The sequence below is a fragment of the Arenibacterium sp. CAU 1754 genome (genome assembly GCF_054482635.1).
The window spans coordinates 19,260-42,837 of sequence record NZ_JBTLRG010000001.1; the positions used below are offsets into that span (position 1 = coordinate 19,260).

The window sequence follows — 23,578 nt, forward strand, 5'->3', positions numbered from 1 at the left end:
GCCCGCCCATTTTCATATCAAAAATAAGCTGGGGTCAGTGCTATGTCGGGGGCTAGGTCCGGTCCGGCCGGAGTAATTGATCAGATCGAAGAGACCGTGATCGCGGTGCTTCTTGGGCTGATGACCATCATAACGTTCGCGAATGTAATCGCGCGCTTCTTTTTCAATTCCAATATTCTCTGGGCACTTGAGCTGACTGTTTTCATGTTTGCGTGGCTGGTGTTGCTGGGGGCGTCCTATGCCGTCAAGAAACACGCACATCTGGGGGTGGACGCGATCGTGAACCTGCTGTCGCCGCCCGCCCGCCGTATCCTGGCGCTGGTGTCGGTCGGTGCCTGTCTGATCTTTGCCTTGCTGATGCTGAAAGGGGCCTATGATTATTGGGCCGTTTTCGCGGATCTGCCGCCCACGTCGGGGCGGTGGTTCCCGACCGGGTTCGACATGAAGGCCCGCAGCCAAAGCTTTTACGAGGTGCAGGATGTGCCGATGATTGGCGTGTTTCGGTTTCTCGAGGACATGATCAACTACGGAGAATCCTACGAAAAGCTGCCCAAGGTTGTTCCCTATCTCATCATGCCCGTGTCGATGCTGCTGCTGGTTATCCGCTTTGTACAGGCCGCCCTCAGCATCTGGACCGGCAAGGTGGACCGGCTGGTCGCCAGCCACGAGGTCGAGGACGAGCTTGAAGAAGCTCGTGCACGCGCAGAGGGGCAAAGCTGATGGACGTCGTTCTTCTTTTTGGCATGGTCATCGGCCTGATGCTGATCGGCGTGCCAATCGCCGTTTCGCTGGGCCTCAGTTCTACCCTGTTCCTGCTGATCTATTCCGACAGTTCGCTGGCCTCTGTCGCGGGAACGCTGTTTGAGGCCTTCGAGGGGCATTTCACCCTTCTGGCCATTCCGTTCTTCATCTTGGCGTCGACCTTCATGTCGACGGGCGGTGTGGCACAGCGGATCATCCGGTTTTCCATCGCCTGTGTGGGTCATTTTCAGGGCGGTCTGGCCATCGCGGGCGTGTTTGCCTGCATGATGTTCGCCGCGCTGTCCGGCTCGTCCCCGGCGACGGTGGTCGCCATCGGCTCCATCGTGATCGCGGCCATGCGCCAGGCCGGATATACCAAGGAATTCGCCGCGGGGGTTATCTGTAACGCGGGGACATTGGGCATCCTGATCCCGCCGTCCATTGTCATGGTGGTCTATGCCGCATCCGTTGACGTGTCGGTTGGACGGATGTTCCTGGCCGGGATCATTCCGGGCCTTCTGGCCGGTCTGATGCTGATGATCACCATCTATGTGATTGCGCGCATCAAGAATATGCCCAAGGGCGAATGGGCCGGGTGGGGCGAAGTAGGGGCCTCGTTCCGCGAGGCGTTCTGGGGCCTGTTCCTGATCGTCATCATCATGGTCGGGATTTACGGATATCCCTGGTATTCGGCCGAATTGGGTCTCTACAAGGAAGATGCGATTTTCACGCCGACCGAGGCCGCCGCTGTCGCCTCTGTCTATGCCTTCCTTGTTGCAACCTTTGTCTATCGCGATATGGGGCCGCTGGCCGCACGGGATGACCGCCCGCGGCGCAATGTGTTCCAGGCCCCCCTGGCGCTTGCCTCGGTCTGGTTCCACCGCGATACCAAGCAGGCACTTTTCGATGCCGGGAAACTGACCGTCACGCTGATGTTCGTGATCGCCAATGCGCTGATCCTGAAACATGTTCTGACGGATGAACAGGTGCCGCAAAGCATCGCGAATGCCATGCTGAATGCCGGGCTTGGTCCGGTCATGTTCCTGGTGGTGGTCAACGTGATCTTGCTGATCGGCGGGCAGTTCATGGAGCCGTCGGGCCTGCTCGTGATCGTGGCACCGCTGGTGTTCCCGATCGCGATCGAACTGGGGATCGATCCGATCCATCTGGGCATCATCATGGTGGTCAACATGGAAATCGGGATGATTACACCGCCCGTTGGTCTGAACCTTTTCGTGACCTCGGGCGTGGCTGGCATGCCGATGATGGCCGTGGTCCGTGCGGCGTTGCCGTTCCTGGCCGTTCTCTTCGTGTTCCTGATCATGGTGACGTATATCCCATGGCTCAGCACGATGATCCCGAATGCCCTTATGGGCCCCGAGATCATTACCAACTAGGGATGTGAGAAACCTGGGTCAAAGACGCCGCTCCGATAGACTCGGGGCGGCGTTTTTCGTCAGGCGCTGGCGTCCAGCGCGGCGATGATGGGCCCAAAATCGGCCGCCTTCAGGCTGGCCCCGCCGACAAGCGCCCCGTCGACATTGGGCACGGCAAAGATATCGGCCGCATTGTCCGGTTTGACCGATCCGCCATAGAGCAGCCGGACGGACCGTGCGACACCCGCACCGAACCGTCGTTCCAGACGCGCGCGGATGAAATCATGAACCTCGCCGATCTGTTCCAGCGTCGGCACCTTGCCGGTGCCGATGGCCCAGATTGGCTCATACGCGATGACAAGGTTTTCGCCGGTCACCAGATCGGGAATTGATCCCGACAATTGTCCGGCGATGATGTCCAGCGTGTTGGCGGCTTCGCGCTCGCTCAGGGTTTCACCGACACAGATGATCGCCGTCAGTCCGGTGGCGATGGCGGCCCTGGCCTTGGCACGCACGTCTTCGTCCCGCTCGCCATGGTCCTCGCGGCGCTCGGAATGCCCCAGGATGACAAAGGTCGCGCCGGCATCGGCCAGCATTTCGGCACTGATGTCGCCGGTGTGGGCACCGTTCGAATTGCTGTGGCAATCCTGCCCGCCGATCAGAACGGGGGTTCCCTTGGCCAGGTCGGCGGCACGCGAAACCAGCGTGGCGGGGGGGCAGATCAGGATTTGAGACGTCGGTTTGTCCTGCATTTCGATCAGGGCAGACAGCTCGCTCAGCTGCGTGCCCGTACCGTTCATCTTCCAGTTCCCCGCCGCCAGTTTTTGTCGCATGATCTGTCCCTGTTGCCTTTTGTGTGCAAGTGGTAGCACTCGGCATGGGGCGAGACAATCGGCACGCGGCGCAAGGACAAAGGGATGGTGCGATGATTCCGAATTTTGACATGGCAAAACTGATCGCACGGGACAGCGCAGAAATGGCCCGCCTGTCGGTTGCCGTTCGCGAGGTGGGGTTTCTGACACTGTCCAACACGGATTTGGGCCGCAAGGACGTGCTGAGGGCGATTGACGCCTATCGGAGCTTTTTCCAACAGCCCAAAGACCGCAAATCGGCGGTGGATATGGCCCGGACCGGCGCGAACCGGGGTTGGGGCGCGCCGCAGTCCGAACAGGTCGATGCCGCGGCGAACCCGGATTACAAAGAGGTGTTCGATTGCGGCTATGAATTGCCCGCAGGGGACCCGATGGAGGCGCGTCAGCTGAGCGTCTATGCGCCCAACCAATGGCCCGATGACATGCCGGAATTTCGCGATACGATCCAGGCCTACTACCGGCGGGCCTGTGCGGTGGCGTTGCAACTGCTCAGCGCGATTGCGGCGTCGATTGGTGAGGATGAAACAAGTTTTGACCGGGCATTCGACACGCCAATGGCCCTGTTGCGGGGCAATTTCTATCCCGCACGGCCCGATTGGGCAGGGGACAAGGATTTCGGCATCGCCGCGCATTCCGATTATGGCTGCCTGACCTTGCTGGCGACCGACGGTGTGCCGGGACTGGAAGTGCAGATGAGCGATGGCAGTTGGCAGGCCGTGACGGTCGAGCCCGGCACCTTTGTGATCAATTTCGGTGAAATGCTGGAATTTTGGACGCAAGGGCGGGTCAAGGCGACGATGCACCGGGTCATCGGCGGGAGCGAGGAACGCATTTCCGTCCCGCTGTTTTTCAACCCGTCCTATGACACCAATGTCGCGCCGCCGGGATCAGAGAAAACAATTTTGGCAGGCGAGCATCTGACCCGACGGTTCGAGGAAACCTATCTGCACCTAAAACAGAACAGCCCCCAGGACCGTGGTCTTCAAGGCCAGTCAACCGGCGGTTAATCCGACGCCGCCTGCATGTCGTTGAATTTGATCGATTCACCGCAGCCACAGGCCTCGGACACATTGGGATTGTTGAACTTGAAGCCGGCCTCAAGCAGGCTGACCTCATAGTCGATTTCCGTGCCGAAAAGGAACATCTGCGCCATCGGCGCGATCATGACGCGGGCACCGTCCTGTTCGACGATCTCGTCGTTCGGATCGGTTTCGGTCACATACTCCATGGTATATTCCATGCCCGCACAGCCGCCTTTCTTGACGCCGATGCGCAGGCCCGCGTGACCGCCTTTTTCCATCAGTTTGTTGATCTGGGCCGCTGCCGCAGGGGTCAGGGTGACGGCCTGTTTGCCGGGTATTCCGAACATTCTGGGTCTCCTTCGTCCTTTGGTTTCAGCGTTTTCAGCCGCTTTACATAAAGCCCAGTTCCAACCGGGCCTCGTCGCTCATCATGTCCATGCCCCAGGGCGGTTCCCAGGTCAGCTCCACATCCACCTGTTTGACGCCGGGGATCGGTTCGATCGCATCTGCCAGCCAGCCGGGCATTTCACCGGCCACGGGGCAGCCGGGTGCCGTCAGCGACATGATGACCCGAACCTCGTTCTGATCGTTGATGTCGATCGTGTAGATCAGGCCAAGTTCATAGATGTTAACGGGAATTTCCGGGTCATAAACACTCCGGCACGCCTCGACCACCTGGTCATACAGGGGGTGATCGGTTGACGAGGGCGCAATCAGTGGCGCGCCTTCCAGCGGTTCGGGCGAATGGGTCATAGGGGCCTCGGGCTTGTTCCTGACTGAATATATAGGGATTGCTGTCGTGGCGTCCAGAGGGGGCGGTCCTTAACGCGACAATCCGTGTCACAAAAAGCCGGGCGGTATGCGCCCGGCTGATCACGTGTCACTCATTGATATCGTGGTTGAAGGTTTTGACCTGGCCTCGGGGCAGGGCGAACATCTTGCGCAGAACCAGCCAGGCAACCAGAGAAAGGGCCGCAAAGATCAGGACCAGAACCGGCAGTGTAAAAACGGCCCCAACGGCGTACAACAGCAGCGAGACGATCAAGGCGCCAATCGCAAAGCCCAGGAACACAAAGCCCGGCAAAAGGATTTCAACGATGCCCAGCAACAAAGCGGCGCTGAGCCAAATCCACCAGATTGACCAGAAGATCATCATTTTCCTCCCTTCAGCATCTTGAACGCATCGCCAAACGCCTCCAGCGCATTGGCGGGCAGAACGATCGTCTGTTTGCCGTCGCCATTGCCCAGGGCATTCAGCGCCTCGACCTGTTTCAATGCAACCTGGTATTGCGCGGCCTCGATCCCGTTTTCGGCGATGGCCTTGGCGACGACACCGGTTGCATAGGCTTCGGCGTCGGCCTGAATGCGGCGCGCCTTGGCAATCTGTTCCGAGGCATAAAGTTCGGCATCGGCAGACAGTTCCACGGCGCGTTTCTTGCCTTCGGCCTCGGTGACCTGGGCGCGGCGGGCGCGTTCGGCGTTCAGCTGTTGCAGCATCGCATCGCGGGTGGCCTGATCCAGGTTCACATCCAGAATTTCGGCCCGCGTCACTTCGATCCCCCAGTCATCGACGGCATCCTCGACTGACCCTTTGATGGTCGTGATCAGCTGGGCGCGGTTGGATTGCACCTCGTCCAGATCCATCTTGCCGATCTCGGCCCGCACGATGCCGGCCACGGTCGTCGAAATCGCGGCGTCCACATCGCGAATGCGATAGACCGTCTTTTCGGGTTCGGTGATCCGGTAAAAGACCGAGGTGTCGACCTGTACCAGAACGTTGTCCTTGGTGATTGCGTCCTGGCTGGCGGTCGGCAACTGGCGCTCCAGAATGGAAATCTTGTGCGCCACGACATCCAGAAACGGGACGATAAAGTTGATGCCCGGGCCCAGAACCGAATGCAGCCTGCCGAACCGTTCGACAACATGCTTTTCGGACTGCGGCACGATCCGGACGCCCTTGAAGATAATGGCGATGAGTAGGGCAGCGCCGAGAAGATAGGCAAGATTGTCGATCAACAGGTTCAGAATTTGCTCTTCGGTCATACGATGTCCCTACTTGTGTACTATGGTATACATTTGTGTTTTCAGTGTTGGGTTTTCAAGACAATGTTAAATCGTTTCCGCGATGTCGATGTGAAACGAAAGGCAGGTTCACTATTGTTTTCAATAAGATGCTTTTGCGACACGACAAAATGGAAAGTCGTGGGAAATGCATTCGCGATGGTGCGGCCTTGGCAATGGGCAATAATTAAAGCAGAACGCGCTGAAAATTCTGAAGAGACCTGTGATGTCCCCCAAATTCCAGTTCGAATTGAAAGCAACCGATGGCAAGGCCAGGACCGGAGTCATCAAGACGACGCGGGGGGACATTCGCACGCCGGCCTTCATGCCGGTGGGCACGGCGGCGACCGTCAAGGCGATGATGCCGGAAAGCGTGGCCGCCACGGGGGCCGACATTCTGCTGGGAAATACCTATCATCTCATGTTGCGGCCCACGGCGGAACGGATCGATCGGCTGGGCGGGCTGCACAAGTTCATGAACTGGGACAAGCCGATCCTGACGGATTCCGGCGGGTTCCAGGTGATGAGCCTCGCGGATCTGCGCAAGCTGACGGAAAAGGGTGTTACCTTCAAATCGCATATCGATGGGTCAAAGCATGAATTGACGCCGGAACGGTCGATGGAAATTCAGCGCCTGTTGGGCAGTGACATCGTGATGTGTTTCGACGAATGCCCGGCCTTGCCGGCAACCGACACGCAAGTTGCCGAAAGCATGCGCATGTCGATGCGGTGGGCGGCGCGTTCCAAAGATGCCTTCGGTGACCGGCCGGGGCATGCCCTGTTCGGCATTCAGCAGGGCGGTGTCACCCGGGACCTGCGCGCAGAAAGCGCCGAAGCGCTGCGTGCGATCGGATTTGATGGCTATGCAATCGGCGGTCTGGCCGTGGGTGAGGGGCAAGAGGCGATGTTCGGCGTTCTGGAGTATGCGCCCGACATGCTGCCCGAGGACCGCCCCCGGTACCTGATGGGGGTGGGCAAACCCGATGACATCGTGGGCGCGGTTGCGCGGGGCGTTGACATGATGGATTGCGTGCTGCCGTCCCGGTCCGGGCGGACGGGGCAGGTGTTCACCCGTCTTGGGCAGCTCAACATCAAGAACGCGCGCCATCAGGATGATCCGCGCCCGCTGGACGAACACTGCGGCTGTCCGGCCTGCCGCAATTATTCGCGCGCCTATCTGCATCACGTTTTCCGCAGTCAGGAAATCATCTCCTCGATGCTGCTGACCTGGCACAACCTGCATTATTATCAGGACCTCATGCAGGGCATGCGCAATGCGATTGCGTCGGGCACGTTCAACGCGTGGGAGGCGGAGTTTCACGCTTTGCGGGCGGGCGGGGATATTGATCCGCTTTAGGCGCGGCGCAGGTAGATTGCCGCGATCCGCAGGCAGAACCGCAAGGCCAGTCCAAACATCAAGATGATAATCATACCAAAAATGCCCAACGAACTGACGGTATAGAGCGCAAAGCGTTCCAGTAACGGCAGTAAGCCGCCGTTTTCGAAATAGGCGCCCAGCAGCTCGTAGAGGCCAAGCGGTAAAATGATTGCACCCAGAGCATCCAGAAGGTTCTCTCTGAGGGCGAAAGCTGGCTTGTCCATGGCGGGCAGAACTAAATTTCTTGTCATCGATGCGGCAAAAACAATCAGGACGGCCGCGATAAGCAGTACAAAAGCCAATCCCATTATGTGTTCGCTTGTCATATCGGATTTCCTTTGTGCGTTTGGTGTATGATTACAGGCAAATCGGGCGCTTTTTTGACGGATCAGGGATATGCGTGCAGCGATTGCGGCGGGCACTTTTGAGGCGTGGGAGGCGGAGTTTCACGACATCCGCGCGCAGGGCGATATCGAACCTTTATAGTCGGTCTATTTGAAGATGAGCCCTATGGTCTCCGGATACACACGGTCCGAAGTTTTCTGGTCCGAGACCGTGGGAACAGCGGGGGGCAGGACACGTACGGATTTTCGTACTGCAGGTCCAATCGTGGCCGTGCATTCCAAACCGATGTTTTGCTGAGCGCCGACTTGGATCGGAATCCGGATTTTGTGCGGTGTCGGGAAACGGGATTTTGCCCCGTTATAGGTCAGGGTACAGTCGGCTCCGGCTATCTCGGACATGGCTGAGTCAGCTCTGAAAGCGGTTCTGACGACTGTTTCCTCAAAGCCAATAATTTTCGCCGAGTTGCGGGTGGAGATCGTCTTGATCTCCTCCGGCGGCACGTAAGTGGGGCCACAAGCCGCAAGAACGGCTGGAACAAAAACGAGACTGCGAAACCAGTTCATTGTCATTTCCCGAGCTTAACGACAATTGGGTTCCGGTACGCGAACTGGTCTTTGGACGGATCGCGGGCGGCCTGCATTACGCCTTGGACGGCGGCTACCGCAAGCACACCGATAAGGCCGCCGCTGGTCGACTGAGAGCTCCTGATGCGTGCGAGTGTTTCATTGTAGGGCTGAACCGTTTCCGCAACGCTTATCCCCGAGGCGGAACATGACACCTGGATCGGGTCGGTCTTGCCGCGATAGGTCGGGAGTTCTACGAGAGCAGGGGTAATGACGCGCGCCGAATACCCGGTCCCCCGGATGGAACAGGCAACGCCTTTGATTTCGACGTCCTTGGAGCCTTCCTTGCGAGTTACCCTAAAAGCCGATGTCGAAAATTTGTCGACGTTTGATTGGGCAGTCTTGCTGGAGAACGCGACCCTTTGCGGCGGAGTTTCGATCGGCGCGTATGTCATGCAACCCGAGACGGTCAGTGCGAGGATGAGCGGAAGTGTTCTGGCAATCAAAAAAAATCCCTTCTTTGCGCGGTAGAATTGAAAAGCCGCTTCAATGAGTCAACCGGCAAGGGGGCAGATCATGGCAATTGATTTCTGTGTGGCGGAAATGCAATTGCATCAACTGGCAAGGCAATCGCTGCTGCAATTTTCGCCGACACGGCGGGGCCGGCGCTTCGATGAACCCTCGTTCGTTTGTGTTGGCACCAGTCAGGACCAAAAAAACAGGATTTAGGCAAAGCAAGCCAAAGATCCTGTCCCGAGAATTGTCCGTCGCGGAACGCTGCCCGGTCTGCCCGATGGCGGTGGGCAAACCCGATGACATGGATCCGTTCCAGGACGCGATGATCGCCCGCCTGTTGCACATCGGGTCATCCCGTGACCGTTTGACGGGTATCTTTGCGAACAGATCGGTTTATCACTGCGTTCATCGCCCCGCCGAGGCGAAATGTGCTCTTGCGGTCCGGTCTGGGCCACGCCATTCTGACGCAGAAACGAGCAGCTTTGAGGTTGAAACGTAGGGTCCAAGGCCCCACCTAAACTTCCCAGAAGCGGAGATTGCCGAGTGTCGCCGAAAATCGGGGCCAGCGCTATCTTGCCTATAATTAAGGAATGAGCATGCAAGAACCTCTGAACTCTTCTTATCCGGTCCTGCCACTGCGCGATATTGTTGTGTTCCCGCACATGATCGTGCCGTTGTTCGTAGGACGGGAAAAATCTGTCCGGGCACTGGAAGAGGTGATGGCCGATGACAAGCAGATTTTGCTGTCCAGCCAGATTGACCCGTCCATTGATGATCCGACGACTGACGGTATCTACAAAGCAGGTGTTCTGGCGAATGTGCTGCAACTGTTGAAACTGCCCGATGGCACGGTCAAGGTGCTGGTCGAAGGGCAGGCGCGGGTGCGCATTACCGAATACCTTGAAAACGATAACTTTTTCGAAGCGCGCGCCGAGTATCTGACCGAGATGCCGGGCGACGTCACCACGACCGAAGCGCTTCTGCGCACGGTTGGCGATGAATTTGCGCGCTATGCCAAGGTGCGCAAGAACATTCCCGAAGAGGCGCTTGCCGCCGTTGGGGAATCGACCGAACCGGCCAAACTGGCCGATCTGGTGGCCGGGCATCTGGGCATCGAAGTCGAACAGAAGCAGGACCTTCTTGAAACGCTGAGCGTGAGCGAGCGTCTGGAAAAGGTCTATGGCCTGATGCAGGGCGAGTTGAGCGTGTTGCAGGTCGAGAAAAAGATCAAGACACGCGTCAAAAGCCAGATGGAGAAGACCCAGCGCGAATATTACCTTAATGAGCAGATGAAGGCCATTCAGAAGGAGCTGGGCGATGGCGAGGAAGGCAGCAACGAAGTTGCCGAACTGGAAGCCAAGATTGCCGAAACCAAGCTGAGCAAGGAAGCGCGCGAAAAGGCCGACGCCGAGCTGAAAAAGCTTAAGAACATGTCGCCGATGAGCGCCGAAGCCACGGTTGTGCGCAACTATCTGGACTGGATGCTGGCCATCCCGTGGGGCGTGAAATCGCGCGTCAAAAAGGATCTGGGCCGCGCGCAGGGCGTGTTGGACAACGACCACTATGGCCTCGAAAAGGTCAAGGAACGGATCGTCGAATATCTGGCCGTGCAACAGCGCAGCAAAAAGATGAAGGGCCCGATCATGTGTCTGGTCGGACCGCCGGGCGTGGGTAAAACCTCGCTTGGGAAATCGGTCGCCAAGGCAACGGGGCGCGAATTCATTCGCATCTCGCTGGGCGGCGTGCGCGACGAAAGCGAAATTCGCGGTCACCGCCGGACCTATATCGGGTCTATGCCGGGTAAGATCATCCAGGCGCTGAAAAAGGCCAAGACCACCAATCCGCTGATCCTGCTCGATGAGATCGACAAGATGGGCCAGGATTTCCGTGGCGATCCGGCAAGTGCGATGCTGGAAGTGCTGGATCCGGAACAGAACAACACCTTCGTGGACCACTATCTTGAGGTGGAATACGATCTGTCCGACGTGATGTTCCTGACTACCTCGAACAGCTACAATATGCCCGGGCCGTTGCTCGACCGGATGGAGATCATTCCGCTGGCCGGCTATACCGAGGATGAAAAGTGCGAGATCGCGAAACAGCACCTGATCCCGAAACAGATCAAGAACCACGGTCTCAAGGCCAAGGAATTTGAACTGACCGATGAGGCGCTGAACGAGATCATCCGCACCTACACCCGCGAGGCGGGCGTGCGGAACCTCGAACGCGAAATCGCCAAGGTGGCCCGCAAGGCGCTGACCAAGATCATCAAGAAAGAGGCCGAGGCCGTTACGGTGACGCCCGAAAACCTGGATGAATTCCTGGGCGTGGCCAAATTCCGCTATGGTCTGGCCGAGAAAGAAGATCAGATCGGGGTCGTGACCGGGCTGGCCTATACATCGGTCGGTGGCGAGTTGCTGAGCATCGAGGCACTGCGCCTGCCGGGCAAGGGCCGGATGAAGACCACCGGCAAGCTGGGCGACGTGATGAAGGAAAGCATCGAGGCGGCGTCAAGCTATGTCCGCTCGATCAGCCCGTCGATCGGGATCAAACCGCCCCGGTTCGACAATTGGGACATTCACGTTCACGTGCCCGAAGGCGCGACGCCGAAAGATGGCCCCAGTGCCGGCCTTGCCATGGTCACGTCCATCGTGTCGGTCCTGACCCAGATTCCGGTCCGCAAGGACATCGCGATGACGGGTGAGGTCACGTTGCGCGGCAACGCGCTGGCCATTGGCGGGTTGAAGGAGAAACTGCTCGCGGCCCTGCGGGGCGGGATCAAAACGGTTCTGATCCCGGCCGAGAATGAAAAGGATCTGCCCGAAATTCCCGATAACGTGAAGGAAGGGCTGAACATCATTCCGGTTAGTCACGTGTCCGAGGTTCTAAAACTGGCGCTGGTGCGCCAGCCCGAACCGGTGGAATGGGACGAAGCGGCCGAGGAGGCCGCCGCAGCCAAGGCCGCGCTTGCCAAGGCCGAAGGGTCGGCGTCGGCAACGGCGCACTGATCCACACTTGAAAGACCATCAAAAGCGGGCCGGTTTACGGCCCGTTTTTTTGTTTGCGGCGCCTGTCATCCCGCCCAAAGACACACCATATTTTGTTTCTGTTTCAGGTTTTTGCAGTAAATCTGCCCATCAACTGGCCAAGACACGCAGTTTTCGCTATGTTGTCCGCACAGGAAATTTCCGAGGTACCCAATGGCGACCACTTCTTCGACAGGCAAAACAACAACATCCAAAACCGCGAGCAAGGCCAAAACCACCCCAAAACCCACCACCACAGCAGCGTCCGCCGATCCGGCTGTGTCGATGCCTGACCCCAAGGTGGTCACCACATCCGCGCCGGTGTTGGCCGAGGCCGACATGAAAAAGAAAGAGTTGGTCGATCTGGTGGTCGAACGGTCCGGGATGAAAAAGAAAGACATCAAGCCGGCTGTCGAGGCGACACTGGCCGTGCTGGGCGAGGCGATCGCCAATGGACGGGAACTGAATCTCCAGCCCTTTGGCAAACTGCGCATCAATCGCAGCGAGGAAAAAGCCAACGGTCGTGTAACCGTGTGCAAACTGCGCCAAAGCCTGAACACACCCAAGGCGCCGCAAGACCCTCTTGCAGAGGCTGCGGAGTAACGCTAAGACCCCGGGCGAGGGTGATTAGCTCAGTGGTAGAGCGCTTCGTTCACATCGAAGATGTCAGGAGTTCAAATCTCTTATCACCCACCAGTTTCAAGGGCGCGGCTTCGGCCTGCGCCCTTTTTCGATGGAGCACGTTTTGGCATACCCGGACCTGTTGATACTGCGCCACGGTGAAACCGAGTGGAACCTTGAGGGCCGTCTGCAGGGTGGATTGGATTCGCCCCTGACAGAGCGCGGACGCGAACAGGCGCGGCGCCAGGGAGAGATCTTGGTCCAGTTGGGGGTCTCCGGGCGTACGATACTCTCAAGTCCGCAGGGCAGGGCGCTGAAAACCGCGCAAATCGCGTGCGCCGGGTTGGACATCGTGACGGACGACCGACTGCGGGAGATCGAAATGGGCGATTGGGCCGGGCTGACCCGTCACGAGATCGCGACGCAGGTTCCCCATCTTTTCGAGAGTGATGGTCTGGGCTGGTATGACCATGCCCCCAACGGCGAGGGTCTGATCGCGCTTGAGCGCCGTCTGGTGACGTTTTTGCAGGACCTCAGCGGACCTGCAGTGATCGTGACCCACGGGATAACATCGCGCGTCCTGCGCTGCATCGCGCAGGGGCTGCCCGTGGAGGCATTCGACGAACTGGGAGGCGGTCAGGGCAATATTTATCAGATCACCAACGGCGAAAGTAAAATGCACGGATAAAGGCTTGCACGTGCGAGTGACTTTTCGTAAATGCACCGTCACGGGTGATTAGCTCAGTTGGTAGAGCGCTTCGTTTACACCGAAGATGTCGGGAGTTCGAGTCTCTCATCACCCACCATTTCTCACCAGTATCGATCCCGGGCCGGTTTGGCCGCAGACCTGCAAAAACGCGTCTTGACGGGGCAGGGGCTGGGGCATATGTGGTCCCTGCATCGGTCGTGACCGGTGCTGAAAAGCGCGGTTGTAGCTCAGTTGGTTAGAGTACCGGCCTGTCACGCCGGGGGTCGCGGGTTCGAGCCCCGTCAACCGCGCCATTTTCCCCTCCAAGTCTTCGGTCATCCGGATCGGTCCGCATCGCGCGGTGCCGCCGTTTCGGGTTTTTTCACTTTTTCTGAAACTCGGTGCATTTCCTGCGCGAAAGGCGCTTGACGGGGCGCAAGGCTTGGCCTATCCCCCACTTCCACGCGCGGTTGTAGCTCAGTTGGTTAGAGTACCGGCCTGTCACGCCGGGGGTCGCGGGTTCGAGCCCCGTCAACCGCGCCACTTTTCCCCCACACATCGAACCCGATCGGAAATAGCGGCGTTTTGTGCGCTTATTCGTAGGTATATCCCAGTGCCGTCTCGACCTCTTGGTCGATCTGCGCGTTCAGAAAATCACGGTCGGCCTTGCTCAGCTCCTTGGGGGTTTCAGGGCGGTGCGCTATGGCCGGTTTGAATTTCGACCCCAGCCGTTTGAAAACCGGACGGAACGGTTGCGCGCCGACCGGCAGGCCAAGCGCATCGAGTACCCGGTCAAGCCCGTCTTCGGGGGCGGCCTGCATATCCTCCATCCGCAGCACCGCACAGGTGCATCCGCGTTCCAGATAGCTCAGCAATCCATTCATTTTGGACCGTCGCAGCGCAAACAGGGTTTCGGGGCGCCGCCCCGTCACCGGATCCCGATCCGCCTGGAGAGGCTGACCAACCAGGCCCTGTTCGGCAGAGCCCTTGAAGTACCGCGCCCGGTCGATGATCGTGTCCCAGGGCGCGCGGATGAAGTCGGAGAAGTCCAGTGCCTGAAGAGCGGCCGTGCTGTGCCAGGGTTTGGCATGCATCGACAGCGCCCAGTTGTCAGCCCGGCGCACCACGCAGATCACCGCCAGATCGGCCGGGATCGCAATGGCCGACGGGTGTCCGTGTTTCCAGCCAAGCGCCTCGGTCGGGGTCATCGCGGAATTGCGACCCAGCAGGCGTTTCACGAAATTGGTTCCGGATGAGCGTTCGCCCAGCACGTGAAATCGGGTCGGCGGCGTCTGGTTGCGCTGAACGAACAGGCCGGTTTCGGCAAAGTCGGAAGAAAGCAGGGCAGGGTCCTCGGGTCTATGGCGGTGGCGCCACGCAAGGCACGCGGCAGGAAATTTTGGATTCTCTTACCGGCATATCTTGTCTAAAGGTATGACAAAACAAAAAGCAGGTTCTCCAGATGCAGACAGCGGCCGCCCTGACCATGGTGCGCGATGACGCGTTCTTTCTCAAGGCGTGGTTGCGCCATTACGGCACCCTGTTCGGCCGGGAAAACTGTTACGTGGTCAACCACGGGCGGGGTGAGGACGTGGCCGAACTGGCCGAGGGCTGCAATATCATCGGCATTCCCGGCGATCATCACAAGAATTTCGACATGAAACGATGGCGCATGTTGAACAATTTCGTCATGGGGCTGCGGTGCTATTACAGCCATGTCATCGTTGGGGATGTTGATGAACTGGTGGTTCTGGACCCACAGGCCGGGACGGACCTGCGGTCGTTTCTGGAAAAGGTGCCCGCCAACCGGGTCCTGACGCCCCTGGGGCTTGAGGTTATCCATCGCATCGACGAGGAACCCGAGACGATAACCGACGCCATTCTCGGGCCGCGCCGGCACGTTCGGCCCGCACCGCATTATTCAAAACCCTGTGTGGTTTCCGTTGGAACCAAAATCGCCCGGGGCGGGCATTTCACGCAATATGAAAAATTGCACACGCCCGAGCATCTCTACCTCTTTCACCTGAAATTCTGCGACTTTCCGACCTATGCCGAGGTGATGAACCGCCGCAACGCGGTGACCAAAGCGACCGGCGCCAGTGTCAAAGAGGCGGCGATCGGGCGTCACTGGTTCGCCGAGGCGCGGGGCGAGGACCGCGCGGTTTTTCAGTCCTTTGCCGACCTGGACTTACAGGACGGGTTCGACATGGACCCGTTGCGCCGTGCGATGCACGCCACGTGGAAGGCGCGGGGGCAGACCGGATATTGGGAGTTTGACCGCCCCGAATATGACACCCAGTACATCCTGCCGGAGCGGTTCAGCGGCGTCATCTGACGCCCCTGGAACACGGTCGATGGCCCACCGGCTTTTGCGGCCAACCCGGACAGGCGACCAGAAATGTCTTTCAACTGCGCGTCAGGGCCGTTTATCCTCGGCACAGGGACAATCGTTTCATTCAGGGGGCAAGGTGCAGATCATGCGACACTTTCTTTTGGCGGTCCTGTTCGTTCTGACAGCCACTTGGGCGTCGGCCCATTCAAAAGTCAGCAAGACGCATCCCCCGGACGGCGCGGTGCTGGGCGAATTTCCCGCGCAGATCAGCATGTCTTTTGGCAAAAAGGTCAAACTGACCCGGGTTGAAATCCTCCAGAGCGATACGGCGGTGTCTGACCTCGATCTGAGCGGTCAGGATGGATTCACCACCGAGGTTGTCCTGCCGGTGGAGCCCGCGGGGCCGGGGGGCTATACGGTTGAATGGCGCGGGCTGGGCATTGATGGGCACGTCGTCAAAGGTGCCTTTTCCTTTACCGTTGAATAACCCATGCCGGATACTTGGTCCCTAGGCGGTGCGGTTCTGAAATACCTTTTGTATCTGGGCGCCCTAGGCGCGTCAGGAACGGTGTTTGTCCAACTTCTGTTTCCCGCCCCGCTTGAGGCGATGATGGGCGCATTGCGCCTGCGCGCGCTTAGTCTTGCATGTCTTGCGCTGGGGGCCGCGATCCTTGGCTTTTTGTGGCGTGGCGGCGCCTTGGCGGGTGATCTCTCCGGCCTGATCGATCCCGAATTGCTGACGTTGTTGTGGGGGACACCGGTTGGCGATGCCCTGATCCTGCGCCTCCTTGGCGGCGTGATCCTGATCGCGGGGCTGTTGTTTAGGCGCCCCATGCTCTGGTTCAGCGCCGCGGGGGCGGCGATCACGCTTTGGTCGTTTGTCCGGATTGGTCATCTCAGCGAAACGGGCGTGATCTGGGTGCAGGGCGCATTGATGCTGCACTTGGTGTGCGCCTCGGTCTGGATCGGCGTTCTGGCGCCATTCCGGGCGTTGGCGGGGCGCCAGTTGAATATGACATCGCTGGCCCAACTGGGCACAGGTTTCGGGCGGTTCGGGCTGATGGCGATCCCGGTTCTGGTTGGTGCCGGTCTGTGGATGGCCTTGACCCTTGTCGGGTCGGGTGAACGTCTTTTTGGGCTGCCCTACGGGCGGGTCCTGATGGCCAAGATCTTGCTTGTGTCGATCATGCTTGGCTTTGGGGCGCTGAACAAATTCCGGTTCGTTCCGGCGGTTCAGCGCGGAGAGGCCGGCGGCGTTGCCGGGATACGCCGCGCGGTTGTCGCCGATCAATGGATCGTCCATCTGGTGTTCGCGCTGACCGCCGCCCTGACCAGCCTTTTGGCCTTGCCCGACGCGTCCTAGGTTTCCTGCGTTTCAAGGAACCCCGAAAGTGCGCTGATCGTTTCCTGTGGATGCAAGTCGGGAAAGAAATGGCCGCCGGGCATGGCCAGCCCGCGCATATTCTCCAGCCGGTCTTTCCAGGTGCCGGGCACATCATACTGCTTGGCCATCGCCCCGTCCGCCCCGTAAAGGACCAGCGACGGGCAGGTCACCTTGCGGCCCAGATCGATTCCATCGTGCAGGAAATCGATCTCGATCGCGGCGCGATAATCATTGCACATCGACGTGATGGCGTCGGGCCAGCGCCAGGATTGCCTATAGGCATAAAGCGCCTCCTGATCGAAATCGGCCAACTCGCCGGAATCCCACCCTTCGAGGCAGTGTTCGAAATAGTAATCCGGGTCCTGTCCGATCATGGTTTCCGGGAAAGGCGTCGGCTGGGCCAGAAAAAACCAATGATAATAGGCCTTTGCCACCACGGTTTTCAGATCATCCAGCAACAGATGCGTGGGGATGATGTCCATCAGTGTCAGGCTTGCCACGGCATCGGGGGCGTCCAGCGCCAGACGGTGCGCCGTGCGCGCGCCGCGGTCATGGCCGACCAGATGGAACCGGTCACACCCCAGTGACGCCATCAACGCCACCTGATCCGCCGCCATGTTGCGGAACGAATAATTTTCGACCCCGGCCGGTTTGGAGCTTTGGCCGTATCCGCGCAGATCGGCGGCCACCACGGTGAAGTTTTTGGCAAGCGCGGGGGCAATGGCGTGCCACATCGCGCGCATCTGCGGAAACCCGTGCAGCAACAGAACAGGCGGGCCATCGCCCGCGATGGAATAGGCGATACTCTGGTCGTTGACCTCGGCGATGGCATCTTTGAATCCGGGGATGATCTGGGCCATGACGTCTCCTGTTGCTGTTGAGTGCGGTCTGGTTTCAGGCAGACCGGGTCAGGGCGTCCAGCACGCACGCCCAGCTGCGGATCCCTTTGTGGAAACTTTCCAGATCGTATTTTTCATTGGGCGAATGGATTTGGTCGTCGTCCTTGCCGAACCCGATCAACATCGGGGTCGTGTCCACGATGTCCTGAAAATGCCCGGCAATCGGGATCGACCCGCCGCAGCCGATATAGGCGGCCGGATCGGGCCATTCCTCGGACAGGGCGGCGAGGGCGGCTTCGAACGCTTTGCCGGTGGTGTCGAAGGCGCCAGCCTGCGACGCGCCATGACCGGAGAACTCGACCGAGCAATCGGGCGGCAGCATATCGGTCACCATTTGGCGGAAATTCTTGCGAATCTCATGCGGGTCCTGCGTTCCGACCAGCCGGAAACTGATCTTGGCGCTGGCTTTTGACGGCAGAACCGTCTTGAACCCGTCGCCGGTATATCCGCCGATGATGCCATTCACCTCGCAGGTCGGGCGGGCCCAGATCATCTCAAGCGGGGTGCGATCCTGTTCGCCGGCGGGCTGGGACAGGCCGACATCGCCAAGAAACCGCGCGTGGTCAAAGGCAAGGCCCTGCCATTGGGCACGCAGATGTTCGGGCACTTCCGGGACGCCATCGTAGAACCCCGGAACGGTGATGCGGCCGGTGTCGTCATGCAGGCTGGCGATGATGCGCGACAACACCCGGATCGGGTTGATCGCAATGCCGCCGTACATGCCCGAATGCAGATCGCGCGAGGGGCCGGTGATCGTCAGCTCTTCGCCCAGCAACCCGCGCAGCATTGTCGTGATCGCCGGCACGCGCGAATCAAACAGACCCGTGTCACAGATCAGCGCCAGGTCGGCTTTCAACTCGCCCGCGTTTTCCTGCATGAACGGAACCAGCGAGGGCGAGCCGGATTCTTCTTCCCCCTCAAGGAAGAAGGTCAGTTTGCAGGGCAGCGACCCGTTCACGGCCTTCCAGGCGCGGCAGGCTTCGATAAAGGTCATCAACTGTCCCTTGTCGTCGCTGGCACCGCGCCCGCGGATCACGCGCCCTTTTGGCGTGTCCTGGATTTCCGGATCAAACGGGTCCCGGTCCCAGAGATCCAGCGGATCGACAGGCTGCACGTCGTAATGACCGTAAAACAACAGGTGCGGACCCGTCCCGTCGATATGTCCGACGACCATCGGATGCCCCGGTGTGGGACGCTTACGGGTTTCAACCCCAAGGCTGTTGAGATCGGCCACCAGCCAGTCGGCGGCCGCGTCGCAGTCCGATTGATAGGCCGGGTCCGTGGAGATCGAGGGGATGCGCAACAGCTCCAGCAGGCGATCAAGCGCTGCGGGCAGATCTTCGTCGATGCGGGTCAGGACATTTTCCAGGGACATTTAATGGGATCCTTGCTGGGTGATTTGCTGCGACCGTATCAGTCGCATTGCAGGTGTCCAGCCTAAGGATGCGGTGCCTTTGCGGTGTTTTTCGGCCGTGCAGGGCAGGGCGATCGTCTGCGCACCCGCCCACAACAATCTGCATCAGGTAAATTTTTGGTAACGCGCGTATCAGGTGGCGGCAGGGCCGCATGCTGCACTAAAACATTTTGGACCCTGCCGCCGATTTTTGCCTGGCTAGACTGCGCAAGCACGTCATCTGACATCTGACGCGTTCACACCAATTGCATTCGCAATTGATGCACAGGCATTGGCTTGAAACCAACTCGTTATCCAGAGTGTCGTTAACTGTAATCGTTACCACCAAGTGCATGAGCATGCTGCCCCGGCAGGCGGAGACCGGACAAGTCAGGTATTCCAGACCATGGTCAGATGTGCGGCTGCGGCTTTTGATTGATACAGATCAAGGCTGCGACATGTCGCCCCGCATATTTGGTTGATCGACGGGTACGAGTCCTGTACCCATTCCAAAACGTGAATGCGGCTTCAGGCCGCCAAGCTGCCGCCTGGACTGGCACGAACAAGATGGAGGAGCCCGGTGGATTACACCGCGAAACTCGACCAAGCGATTGCGCGCTTGCATGATGAAGGCCGGTACCGGACGTTTATTGATATTGAGCGCCGCAACGGGAATTTCCCGCATGCGGTCTGGACTCACCCCGATGGCTCGGAACGCGACATCACCGTTTGGTGTGGCAACGACTATCTGGGCATGGGCCAGAATCCCGTCGTTCTCGCCGCCATGCACGAGGCGCTGGACGCAACCGGCGCAGGGTCGGGGGGCACGCGCAACATCTCGGGCACGACCGTCTATCACAAGAAGCTTGAGGCCGAACTGGCCGATTTGCACGGCAAGGAAAGCGCGCTGCTGTTCACCAGCGCCTATATCGCCAATGACGCGACGCTTTCCACCCTGCCGAAACTGTTTCCCGGTTTGATCATCTATTCGGATGAACTGAACCACGCCAGCATGATCGAAGGTGTCCGCCGCAACGGCGGGGCCAAGCGGATTTTCCGTCACAACGACGTTGAGCATCTGCGCGAACTGCTGGCTGCCGACGATCCCGATGTGCCCAAGTTGATTGCCTTTGAATCGATCTATTCGATGGATGGTGACTTCGGCCCGATCGAGGCGATCTGCGATCTGGCAGACGAATTCGGTGCACTGACCTATATCGACGAGGTGCACGCGGTTGGCATGTACGGCCCGCGCGGTGGCGGTGTGGCCGAGCGTGATCGCCTGATGCACCGCCTGGACATCATCAACGGCACGCTGGCAAAGGCCTATGGCGTGATGGGCGGCTATATCGCGGCGTCGCACAAGATGTGTGATGCGATCCGCTCCTATGCGCCCGGCTTCATCTTTACCACGTCTCTGCCGCCTGCGGTTGCTGCGGGAGCGGCGGCGTCGGTTGCCTATCTCAAACGGGCGCCGGAACTGCGCGCAGTTCACCAGACTCAGGCCAAGATCCTGAAAACACGGCTCAAGGCGATGGGTCTGCCGATCATCGATCATGGATCGCATATCGTGCCTGTGATCGTGGGGGACCCGGTCCATACCAAGGCACTCAGCGACATGCTGCTGCAGGATCACGGTATCTATGTTCAGCCCATCAACTTCCCCACGGTTCCGCGTGGCACCGAACGGTTGCGGTTCACCCCGTCCCCGGTTCACGGCCCGAACGAGATGGACAAGCTGGTGCGCGCAATGGACACTCTGTGGTCGCATTGTGCGCTGAATCGCGCCGAACTGGCAGGCTGAATTCCGCCCAGAGTGTGCATTTACACAATGGTGTGTTAATATCCTTCCAACGAAAAACGTGGACGAATCGGTGGGACGATTCCAATACGCTGAAGTTGGGACATTGCAGGCGAAATGGGGCAGCAGGGATGATTGGGCGCAAATTCCCGCGCAAATCCGAAGACGAGGCTGAGGTCGCCAATCCCAAGGGGTTTGACGATTTTGAGTTGCGCCTGGGCGATACCATGCGCGGGGAGCGGGCAACGATGGGCAAATCGTTGCTGGATGTGCAGCGCGAATTGCGCATCAAAGCCGCCTATATCGCTGCCATCGAAAATTCGGATCCTTCTGCTTTTGACACGCCCGGTTTCATTGCCGGCTATGTGCGGTCCTATGCCCGGTATCTGGGGATGAACCCTGACGAGGCTTTTGCGACCTTCTGCGAAGAAAGCGGATTTGCCGTCGCACACGGCATGTCGGCCGAAGCGTCGGTCGTCAAGAAATCCAAACCCGACGATGGAAATGCGCGCTTCTCCGGTGTGCGCGATCCGTTTACGGCGCCCAGTACCCCGTTCATTCCCGGGCGCGATGGCGTGCTCAGCCAGATTGAACCGCGTGCAATTGGATCGACCCTGATTCTGATGGCTCTGATTGCGGGCATCGGATATGGCGGCTGGTCGGTCCTGAAGGAAGTTCAGCAGGTCCAGTTTGCGCCTGTCGATCAGGCGCCTGTGGTTCTGTCCGATCTCGATCCGCTGGAAAACGCAGTGCGCCCCGCGCAACCCGGCGAACGCCGCGACGGCGGGCTGACCGCCCCAAGCGCCGAAGCGCTGGATCGTCTTTATCGTCCTCAGGCGCTGGATGTGCCCGTTCTGGTGGCGCGCGATGCGCCGATTTCCACGCTTGATCCTGAAACTGTCGGCACCTTTGCCACCCCGGCCTTGCCCGAGATTCAGATCGCGGAGAACATCCTTCCCTACGAACAGGAATTTGTGCCGCAAGTGGTCGAAACGCCATCTCCGGCGCTTCAGATTGTGGCGGTTCGCCTGTCTTGGGTCCGGGTGCGCTCGGCCGATGGAACGGTGATCTTTGAAAAGACGATGCAGCCGGGCGACACGTGGGAAGCCCCGCTGACAGAGGAACCGCCGGTTCTGCGCACGGGCGAAAGCGGAGCGATCTATTTCGCGATGAACGACAAGTTTTACGGCCCCGTCGGGGATGCCGGCTCGGTCACGTCCAACCTGCCGCTGTCCATCGCAAGCCTGCAGGAAACATACCTGCCGGTTGAGGTCGGCGCCGACGAAGGGCTGGTCCGCTATGCCGAAGCCCAGGGGTTGATCCCGGCCGCGTCCGAATAAGGCCGATGCGTCCCATTGCGGGGCTGTTTGCAAATTCCTATCTTTTCGACGACATAAGGCGAAACCGCCGTTCCATCAGCCGAAGGCCCTTCACATGTCGCTGAACCACGTGCGCCCTTGGCGTAACATCTATCGCCGCAAATCCCGTCAGATCATGGTTGGCAACGTGCCCGTCGGGGGCGATGCCCCGATTGCGGTCCAGACCATGACAAACACGCTGACCACGGACGTGGCCGGCACCGTTAAGCAGGTGCAGGCCGCCGCTGAGGCGGGGGCGGACATCGTGCGGATCTCGGTGCCTGATCAGGAGTCATCCCGCGCGCTGAAGGAAATCGTGGCGGAAAGCCCGGTGCCGATCGTGGCGGACATCCATTTCCACTACAAACGCGGTATCGAGGCCGCCGAGGCCGGGGCCGCCTGCCTGCGGATCAATCCGGGCAACATTGGCGATGCCGCCCGTGTGCGCGACGTCATTGCCGCGGCGCGCGACAACAATTGTTCGATCCGGATCGGCGTCAACGCCGGTAGCCTGGAAAAACACCTGCTGGAAAAATACGGCGAACCCTGTCCGGACGCGATGGTGGAAAGCGGGCTGGAACATATCCGCATCCTGCAGGACAATGATTTCCACGAATTCAAGATCAGCGTCAAAGCCTCGGACGTGTTCATGTCGGCCGCCGCCTATCAACAACTGGCCGAAGCGACGGATGCCCCGTTGCATCTGGGGATCACCGAGGCAGGGGGGCTGGTCAGCGGGACGATCAAATCGGCCATCGGTCTGGGCAACCTGTTGTGGATGGGCATCGGCGACACCATCCGCGTCAGTCTGAGCGCGGACCCGGTCGAAGAGGTGAAAGTCGGCTTTGAAATCCTCAAATCCTTGGGGCTGCGCCATCGGGGTGTGAACATCATCAGTTGTCCGTCCTGCGCGCGTCAGGGGTTCGACGTGATCAAGACGGTCGAAATTCTGGAAAAGCGGCTGGAACACATCAAGACCCCCATGAGCCTGAGCATCATCGGCTGCGTCGTGAATGGCCCGGGCGAGGCGCTGATGACCGATGTCGGGTTCACCGGCGGTGGCGCGGGTGCGGGGATGGTATATCTGGCCGGCAAGCAAAGCCACAAAATGTCCAACGATCAGATGGTCGATCACATCGTTGAACAGGTTGAGAAAAAAGCGGCCGAGCTGGACGCCGTGGCCGCGGCGGCCGAGTAAATCC

25 protein-coding genes and 4 tRNA genes are annotated in these 23,578 nt (G+C 59.4%); 18 read left to right on the forward strand and 11 right to left on the reverse strand.

Annotated elements, in window-relative coordinates; translation table 11 throughout:
* Window positions 1–42: 42 nt before the first annotated feature.
* The gene (locus ACXYMO_RS00100; protein WP_458876608.1) at window positions 43–720 is read left to right on the forward strand and encodes a TRAP transporter small permease; all 678 of its coding nucleotides are present in this window, start codon (window positions 43–45) and stop codon (window positions 718–720) included.
* Complete coding sequence (locus ACXYMO_RS00105) at window positions 720–2,138, forward strand: TRAP transporter large permease (RefSeq protein WP_458876609.1); 1,419 nt, start codon at window positions 720–722, stop codon at window positions 2,136–2,138. The genes ACXYMO_RS00100 and ACXYMO_RS00105 overlap by 1 nt, the downstream gene beginning before the upstream one ends.
* Window positions 2,139–2,197: 59 nt before the next feature.
* On the opposite strand, the gene tpiA is transcribed toward ACXYMO_RS00105, so the two are convergent.
* Complete coding sequence (gene tpiA, locus ACXYMO_RS00110) at window positions 2,198–2,950, reverse strand: triose-phosphate isomerase (RefSeq protein ID WP_458876610.1); 753 nt, start codon at window positions 2,948–2,950, stop codon at window positions 2,198–2,200.
* Window positions 2,951–3,042: 92 nt separating this feature from the next.
* Here tpiA and ACXYMO_RS00115 point away from each other — a divergent pair, with 92 nt between their 5' ends.
* A complete protein-coding gene (locus tag ACXYMO_RS00115; RefSeq protein ID WP_458876611.1) occupies window positions 3,043–3,996 on the forward strand; it encodes an isopenicillin N synthase family dioxygenase in 954 nt (317 codons plus the stop codon).
* Here the strand turns inward: ACXYMO_RS00115 and ACXYMO_RS00120 are convergent.
* The 4 genes from ACXYMO_RS00120 to ACXYMO_RS00135 all read right to left on the reverse strand — a co-directional run bounded on the left by ACXYMO_RS00120 (window position 3,993) and on the right by ACXYMO_RS00135 (window position 6,054).
* Complete coding sequence (locus tag ACXYMO_RS00120) at window positions 3,993–4,358, reverse strand: HesB/IscA family protein (protein WP_458876612.1); 366 nt, start codon at window positions 4,356–4,358, stop codon at window positions 3,993–3,995. The genes ACXYMO_RS00115 and ACXYMO_RS00120 overlap by 4 nt on opposite strands.
* Before the next feature lie 43 nt (window positions 4,359–4,401).
* Window positions 4,402–4,764, reverse strand: a complete 363-nt coding sequence (locus ACXYMO_RS00125) for an SUF system Fe-S cluster assembly protein (RefSeq protein WP_458876613.1) — start codon at window positions 4,762–4,764, stop codon at window positions 4,402–4,404.
* A gap of 127 nt (window positions 4,765–4,891) precedes the next feature.
* Window positions 4,892–5,167, reverse strand: a complete 276-nt coding sequence (locus ACXYMO_RS00130; RefSeq protein ID WP_458876614.1) for an NfeD family protein — start codon at window positions 5,165–5,167, stop codon at window positions 4,892–4,894.
* Window positions 5,164–6,054: an SPFH domain-containing protein gene (locus tag ACXYMO_RS00135; RefSeq protein WP_458876616.1), complete on the reverse strand. Its 891-nt coding sequence runs from the start codon at window positions 6,052–6,054 to the stop codon at window positions 5,164–5,166. The genes ACXYMO_RS00130 and ACXYMO_RS00135 overlap by 4 nt, the downstream gene beginning before the upstream one ends.
* Window positions 6,055–6,298: 244 nt before the next feature.
* Here ACXYMO_RS00135 and tgt point away from each other — a divergent pair, with 244 nt between their 5' ends.
* Window positions 6,299–7,429: a tRNA guanosine(34) transglycosylase Tgt gene (gene tgt, locus ACXYMO_RS00140; protein ID WP_458876617.1), complete on the forward strand. Its 1,131-nt coding sequence runs from the start codon at window positions 6,299–6,301 to the stop codon at window positions 7,427–7,429.
* Here the strand turns inward: tgt and ACXYMO_RS00145 are convergent.
* From ACXYMO_RS00145 to ACXYMO_RS00155, 3 genes are all read right to left on the reverse strand, one after another.
* Window positions 7,426–7,776 carry a hypothetical protein gene (locus ACXYMO_RS00145; protein WP_458876618.1) on the reverse strand — a complete coding sequence of 117 codons (351 nt, stop codon included), beginning with the start codon at window positions 7,774–7,776 and terminating at the stop codon, window positions 7,426–7,428. The two genes, tgt and ACXYMO_RS00145, sit on opposite strands and share 4 nt — an antisense overlap.
* 165 nt (window positions 7,777–7,941) lie before the next feature.
* On the reverse strand, window positions 7,942–8,358 hold the full coding sequence (locus tag ACXYMO_RS00150) for a hypothetical protein (protein WP_458876619.1): 417 nt from the start codon (window positions 8,356–8,358) through the stop codon (window positions 7,942–7,944).
* 2 nt (window positions 8,359–8,360) lie between these two features.
* Window positions 8,361–8,813, reverse strand: coding sequence for a hypothetical protein (locus ACXYMO_RS00155; RefSeq protein ID WP_458876620.1), 453 nt, complete (start codon window positions 8,811–8,813; stop codon window positions 8,361–8,363).
* 121 nt (window positions 8,814–8,934) lie between these two features.
* On the opposite strand from ACXYMO_RS00155, the gene ACXYMO_RS00160 reads away from it, so the two are divergent.
* The 8 genes from ACXYMO_RS00160 to ACXYMO_RS00195 all read left to right on the forward strand — a co-directional run bounded on the left by ACXYMO_RS00160 (window position 8,935) and on the right by ACXYMO_RS00195 (window position 13,752).
* On the forward strand, window positions 8,935–9,087 hold the full coding sequence (locus ACXYMO_RS00160; protein ID WP_458876621.1) for a hypothetical protein: 153 nt from the start codon (window positions 8,935–8,937) through the stop codon (window positions 9,085–9,087).
* 383 nt (window positions 9,088–9,470) lie between these two features.
* Window positions 9,471–11,882: an endopeptidase La gene (gene lon / locus ACXYMO_RS00165; RefSeq protein ID WP_458876622.1), complete on the forward strand. Its 2,412-nt coding sequence runs from the start codon at window positions 9,471–9,473 to the stop codon at window positions 11,880–11,882.
* Window positions 11,883–12,074: 192 nt separating this feature from the next.
* The gene (locus tag ACXYMO_RS00170; protein WP_458876623.1) at window positions 12,075–12,503 is read left to right on the forward strand and encodes an HU family DNA-binding protein; all 429 of its coding nucleotides are present in this window, start codon (window positions 12,075–12,077) and stop codon (window positions 12,501–12,503) included.
* Between the two features lie 18 nt (window positions 12,504–12,521).
* Window positions 12,522–12,596: transfer RNA gene (locus tag ACXYMO_RS00175), tRNA-Val, on the forward strand.
* A 37-nt stretch (window positions 12,597–12,633) separates the two neighbouring features.
* Window positions 12,634–13,209 (forward strand): histidine phosphatase family protein, encoded by a 576-nt coding sequence (locus ACXYMO_RS00180; RefSeq protein ID WP_458876624.1) that lies wholly within the window; start codon window positions 12,634–12,636, stop codon window positions 13,207–13,209.
* A gap of 42 nt (window positions 13,210–13,251) precedes the next feature.
* A tRNA-Val gene (locus ACXYMO_RS00185) sits at window positions 13,252–13,327 on the forward strand.
* 119 nt (window positions 13,328–13,446) lie between these two features.
* Window positions 13,447–13,523: transfer RNA gene (locus tag ACXYMO_RS00190), tRNA-Asp, on the forward strand.
* A 152-nt stretch (window positions 13,524–13,675) separates the two neighbouring features.
* Window positions 13,676–13,752: transfer RNA gene (locus tag ACXYMO_RS00195), tRNA-Asp, on the forward strand.
* A 50-nt stretch (window positions 13,753–13,802) separates the two neighbouring features.
* Here ACXYMO_RS00195 and ACXYMO_RS00200 read toward each other — a convergent pair.
* On the reverse strand, window positions 13,803–14,447 hold the full coding sequence (locus tag ACXYMO_RS00200; protein ID WP_458876625.1) for a hypothetical protein: 645 nt from the start codon (window positions 14,445–14,447) through the stop codon (window positions 13,803–13,805).
* A gap of 224 nt (window positions 14,448–14,671) precedes the next feature.
* On the opposite strand from ACXYMO_RS00200, the gene ACXYMO_RS00205 reads away from it, so the two are divergent.
* From ACXYMO_RS00205 to ACXYMO_RS00215, 3 genes are all read left to right on the forward strand, one after another.
* Entirely contained in the window at window positions 14,672–15,544 is an 873-nt protein-coding gene (locus ACXYMO_RS00205; protein WP_458876626.1) for a glycosyltransferase family 2 protein, read from the forward strand.
* Window positions 15,545–15,686: 142 nt separating this feature from the next.
* Complete coding sequence (locus tag ACXYMO_RS00210) at window positions 15,687–16,028, forward strand: copper resistance CopC family protein (protein WP_458876627.1); 342 nt, start codon at window positions 15,687–15,689, stop codon at window positions 16,026–16,028.
* A gap of 3 nt (window positions 16,029–16,031) precedes the next feature.
* A complete protein-coding gene (locus ACXYMO_RS00215) occupies window positions 16,032–16,904 on the forward strand; it encodes a copper resistance D family protein (protein ID WP_458876628.1) in 873 nt (290 codons plus the stop codon).
* On the opposite strand, the gene ACXYMO_RS00220 is transcribed toward ACXYMO_RS00215, so the two are convergent.
* Entirely contained in the window at window positions 16,901–17,785 is an 885-nt protein-coding gene (locus ACXYMO_RS00220; RefSeq protein WP_458876629.1) for an alpha/beta fold hydrolase, read from the reverse strand. The two genes, ACXYMO_RS00215 and ACXYMO_RS00220, sit on opposite strands and share 4 nt — an antisense overlap.
* A gap of 34 nt (window positions 17,786–17,819) precedes the next feature.
* The gene (locus ACXYMO_RS00225; RefSeq protein WP_458876630.1) at window positions 17,820–19,199 is read right to left on the reverse strand and encodes a M20/M25/M40 family metallo-hydrolase; all 1,380 of its coding nucleotides are present in this window, start codon (window positions 19,197–19,199) and stop codon (window positions 17,820–17,822) included.
* Between the two features lie 598 nt (window positions 19,200–19,797).
* Between ACXYMO_RS00225 and hemA the strand changes: the two genes are divergently transcribed.
* The 3 genes from hemA (at window position 19,798) to ispG (ending at window position 23,574) form a co-directional block, all read left to right on the forward strand.
* A complete protein-coding gene (gene hemA / locus ACXYMO_RS00230) occupies window positions 19,798–21,021 on the forward strand; it encodes a 5-aminolevulinate synthase (RefSeq protein WP_458876631.1) in 1,224 nt (407 codons plus the stop codon).
* A 128-nt stretch (window positions 21,022–21,149) separates the two neighbouring features.
* On the forward strand, window positions 21,150–22,358 hold the full coding sequence (locus ACXYMO_RS00235) for a helix-turn-helix domain-containing protein (RefSeq protein ID WP_458876632.1): 1,209 nt from the start codon (window positions 21,150–21,152) through the stop codon (window positions 22,356–22,358).
* A gap of 94 nt (window positions 22,359–22,452) precedes the next feature.
* Window positions 22,453–23,574, forward strand: coding sequence for a flavodoxin-dependent (E)-4-hydroxy-3-methylbut-2-enyl-diphosphate synthase (ispG, locus tag ACXYMO_RS00240; RefSeq protein WP_458876633.1), 1,122 nt, complete (start codon window positions 22,453–22,455; stop codon window positions 23,572–23,574).
* Window positions 23,575–23,578: the final 4 nt, after the last annotated feature.

Excerpts from the sequence above, each read along its gene's own strand:
- ACXYMO_RS00100 (WP_458876608.1), top strand. The coding sequence starts at position 43 with ATGTCGGGGGCTAGGTCCGGTCCGGCCGGAGTAATTGATCAGATCGAA.
- ACXYMO_RS00105 (WP_458876609.1), top strand. The coding sequence starts at position 720 with ATGGACGTCGTTCTTCTTTTTGGCATGGTCATCGGCCTGATGCTGATC.
- tpiA (WP_458876610.1), bottom strand. The coding sequence starts at position 2,950 with ATGCGACAAAAACTGGCGGCGGGGAACTGGAAGATGAACGGTACGGGC.
- ACXYMO_RS00115 (WP_458876611.1), top strand. The coding sequence starts at position 3,043 with ATGATTCCGAATTTTGACATGGCAAAACTGATCGCACGGGACAGCGCA.
- ACXYMO_RS00120 (WP_458876612.1), bottom strand. The coding sequence starts at position 4,358 with ATGTTCGGAATACCCGGCAAACAGGCCGTCACCCTGACCCCTGCGGCA.
- ACXYMO_RS00125 (WP_458876613.1), bottom strand. The coding sequence starts at position 4,764 with ATGACCCATTCGCCCGAACCGCTGGAAGGCGCGCCACTGATTGCGCCC.
- ACXYMO_RS00130 (WP_458876614.1), bottom strand. The coding sequence starts at position 5,167 with ATGATGATCTTCTGGTCAATCTGGTGGATTTGGCTCAGCGCCGCTTTG.
- ACXYMO_RS00135 (WP_458876616.1), bottom strand. The coding sequence starts at position 6,054 with ATGACCGAAGAGCAAATTCTGAACCTGTTGATCGACAATCTTGCCTAT.
- tgt (WP_458876617.1), top strand. The coding sequence starts at position 6,299 with ATGTCCCCCAAATTCCAGTTCGAATTGAAAGCAACCGATGGCAAGGCC.
- ACXYMO_RS00145 (WP_458876618.1), bottom strand. The coding sequence starts at position 7,776 with ATGACAAGCGAACACATAATGGGATTGGCTTTTGTACTGCTTATCGCG.
- ACXYMO_RS00150 (WP_458876619.1), bottom strand. The coding sequence starts at position 8,358 with ATGAACTGGTTTCGCAGTCTCGTTTTTGTTCCAGCCGTTCTTGCGGCT.
- ACXYMO_RS00155 (WP_458876620.1), bottom strand. The coding sequence starts at position 8,813 with ATGACATACGCGCCGATCGAAACTCCGCCGCAAAGGGTCGCGTTCTCC.
- ACXYMO_RS00160 (WP_458876621.1), top strand. The coding sequence starts at position 8,935 with ATGGCAATTGATTTCTGTGTGGCGGAAATGCAATTGCATCAACTGGCA.
- lon (WP_458876622.1), top strand. The coding sequence starts at position 9,471 with ATGCAAGAACCTCTGAACTCTTCTTATCCGGTCCTGCCACTGCGCGAT.
- ACXYMO_RS00170 (WP_458876623.1), top strand. The coding sequence starts at position 12,075 with ATGGCGACCACTTCTTCGACAGGCAAAACAACAACATCCAAAACCGCG.
- ACXYMO_RS00180 (WP_458876624.1), top strand. The coding sequence starts at position 12,634 with ATGGAGCACGTTTTGGCATACCCGGACCTGTTGATACTGCGCCACGGT.
- ACXYMO_RS00205 (WP_458876626.1), top strand. The coding sequence starts at position 14,672 with ATGCAGACAGCGGCCGCCCTGACCATGGTGCGCGATGACGCGTTCTTT.
- ACXYMO_RS00210 (WP_458876627.1), top strand. The coding sequence starts at position 15,687 with ATGCGACACTTTCTTTTGGCGGTCCTGTTCGTTCTGACAGCCACTTGG.
- ACXYMO_RS00215 (WP_458876628.1), top strand. The coding sequence starts at position 16,032 with ATGCCGGATACTTGGTCCCTAGGCGGTGCGGTTCTGAAATACCTTTTG.
- ACXYMO_RS00220 (WP_458876629.1), bottom strand. The coding sequence starts at position 17,785 with ATGGCCCAGATCATCCCCGGATTCAAAGATGCCATCGCCGAGGTCAAC.
- ACXYMO_RS00225 (WP_458876630.1), bottom strand. The coding sequence starts at position 19,199 with ATGTCCCTGGAAAATGTCCTGACCCGCATCGACGAAGATCTGCCCGCA.
- ACXYMO_RS00235 (WP_458876632.1), top strand. The coding sequence starts at position 21,150 with ATGATTGGGCGCAAATTCCCGCGCAAATCCGAAGACGAGGCTGAGGTC.
- ispG (WP_458876633.1), top strand. The coding sequence starts at position 22,453 with ATGTCGCTGAACCACGTGCGCCCTTGGCGTAACATCTATCGCCGCAAA.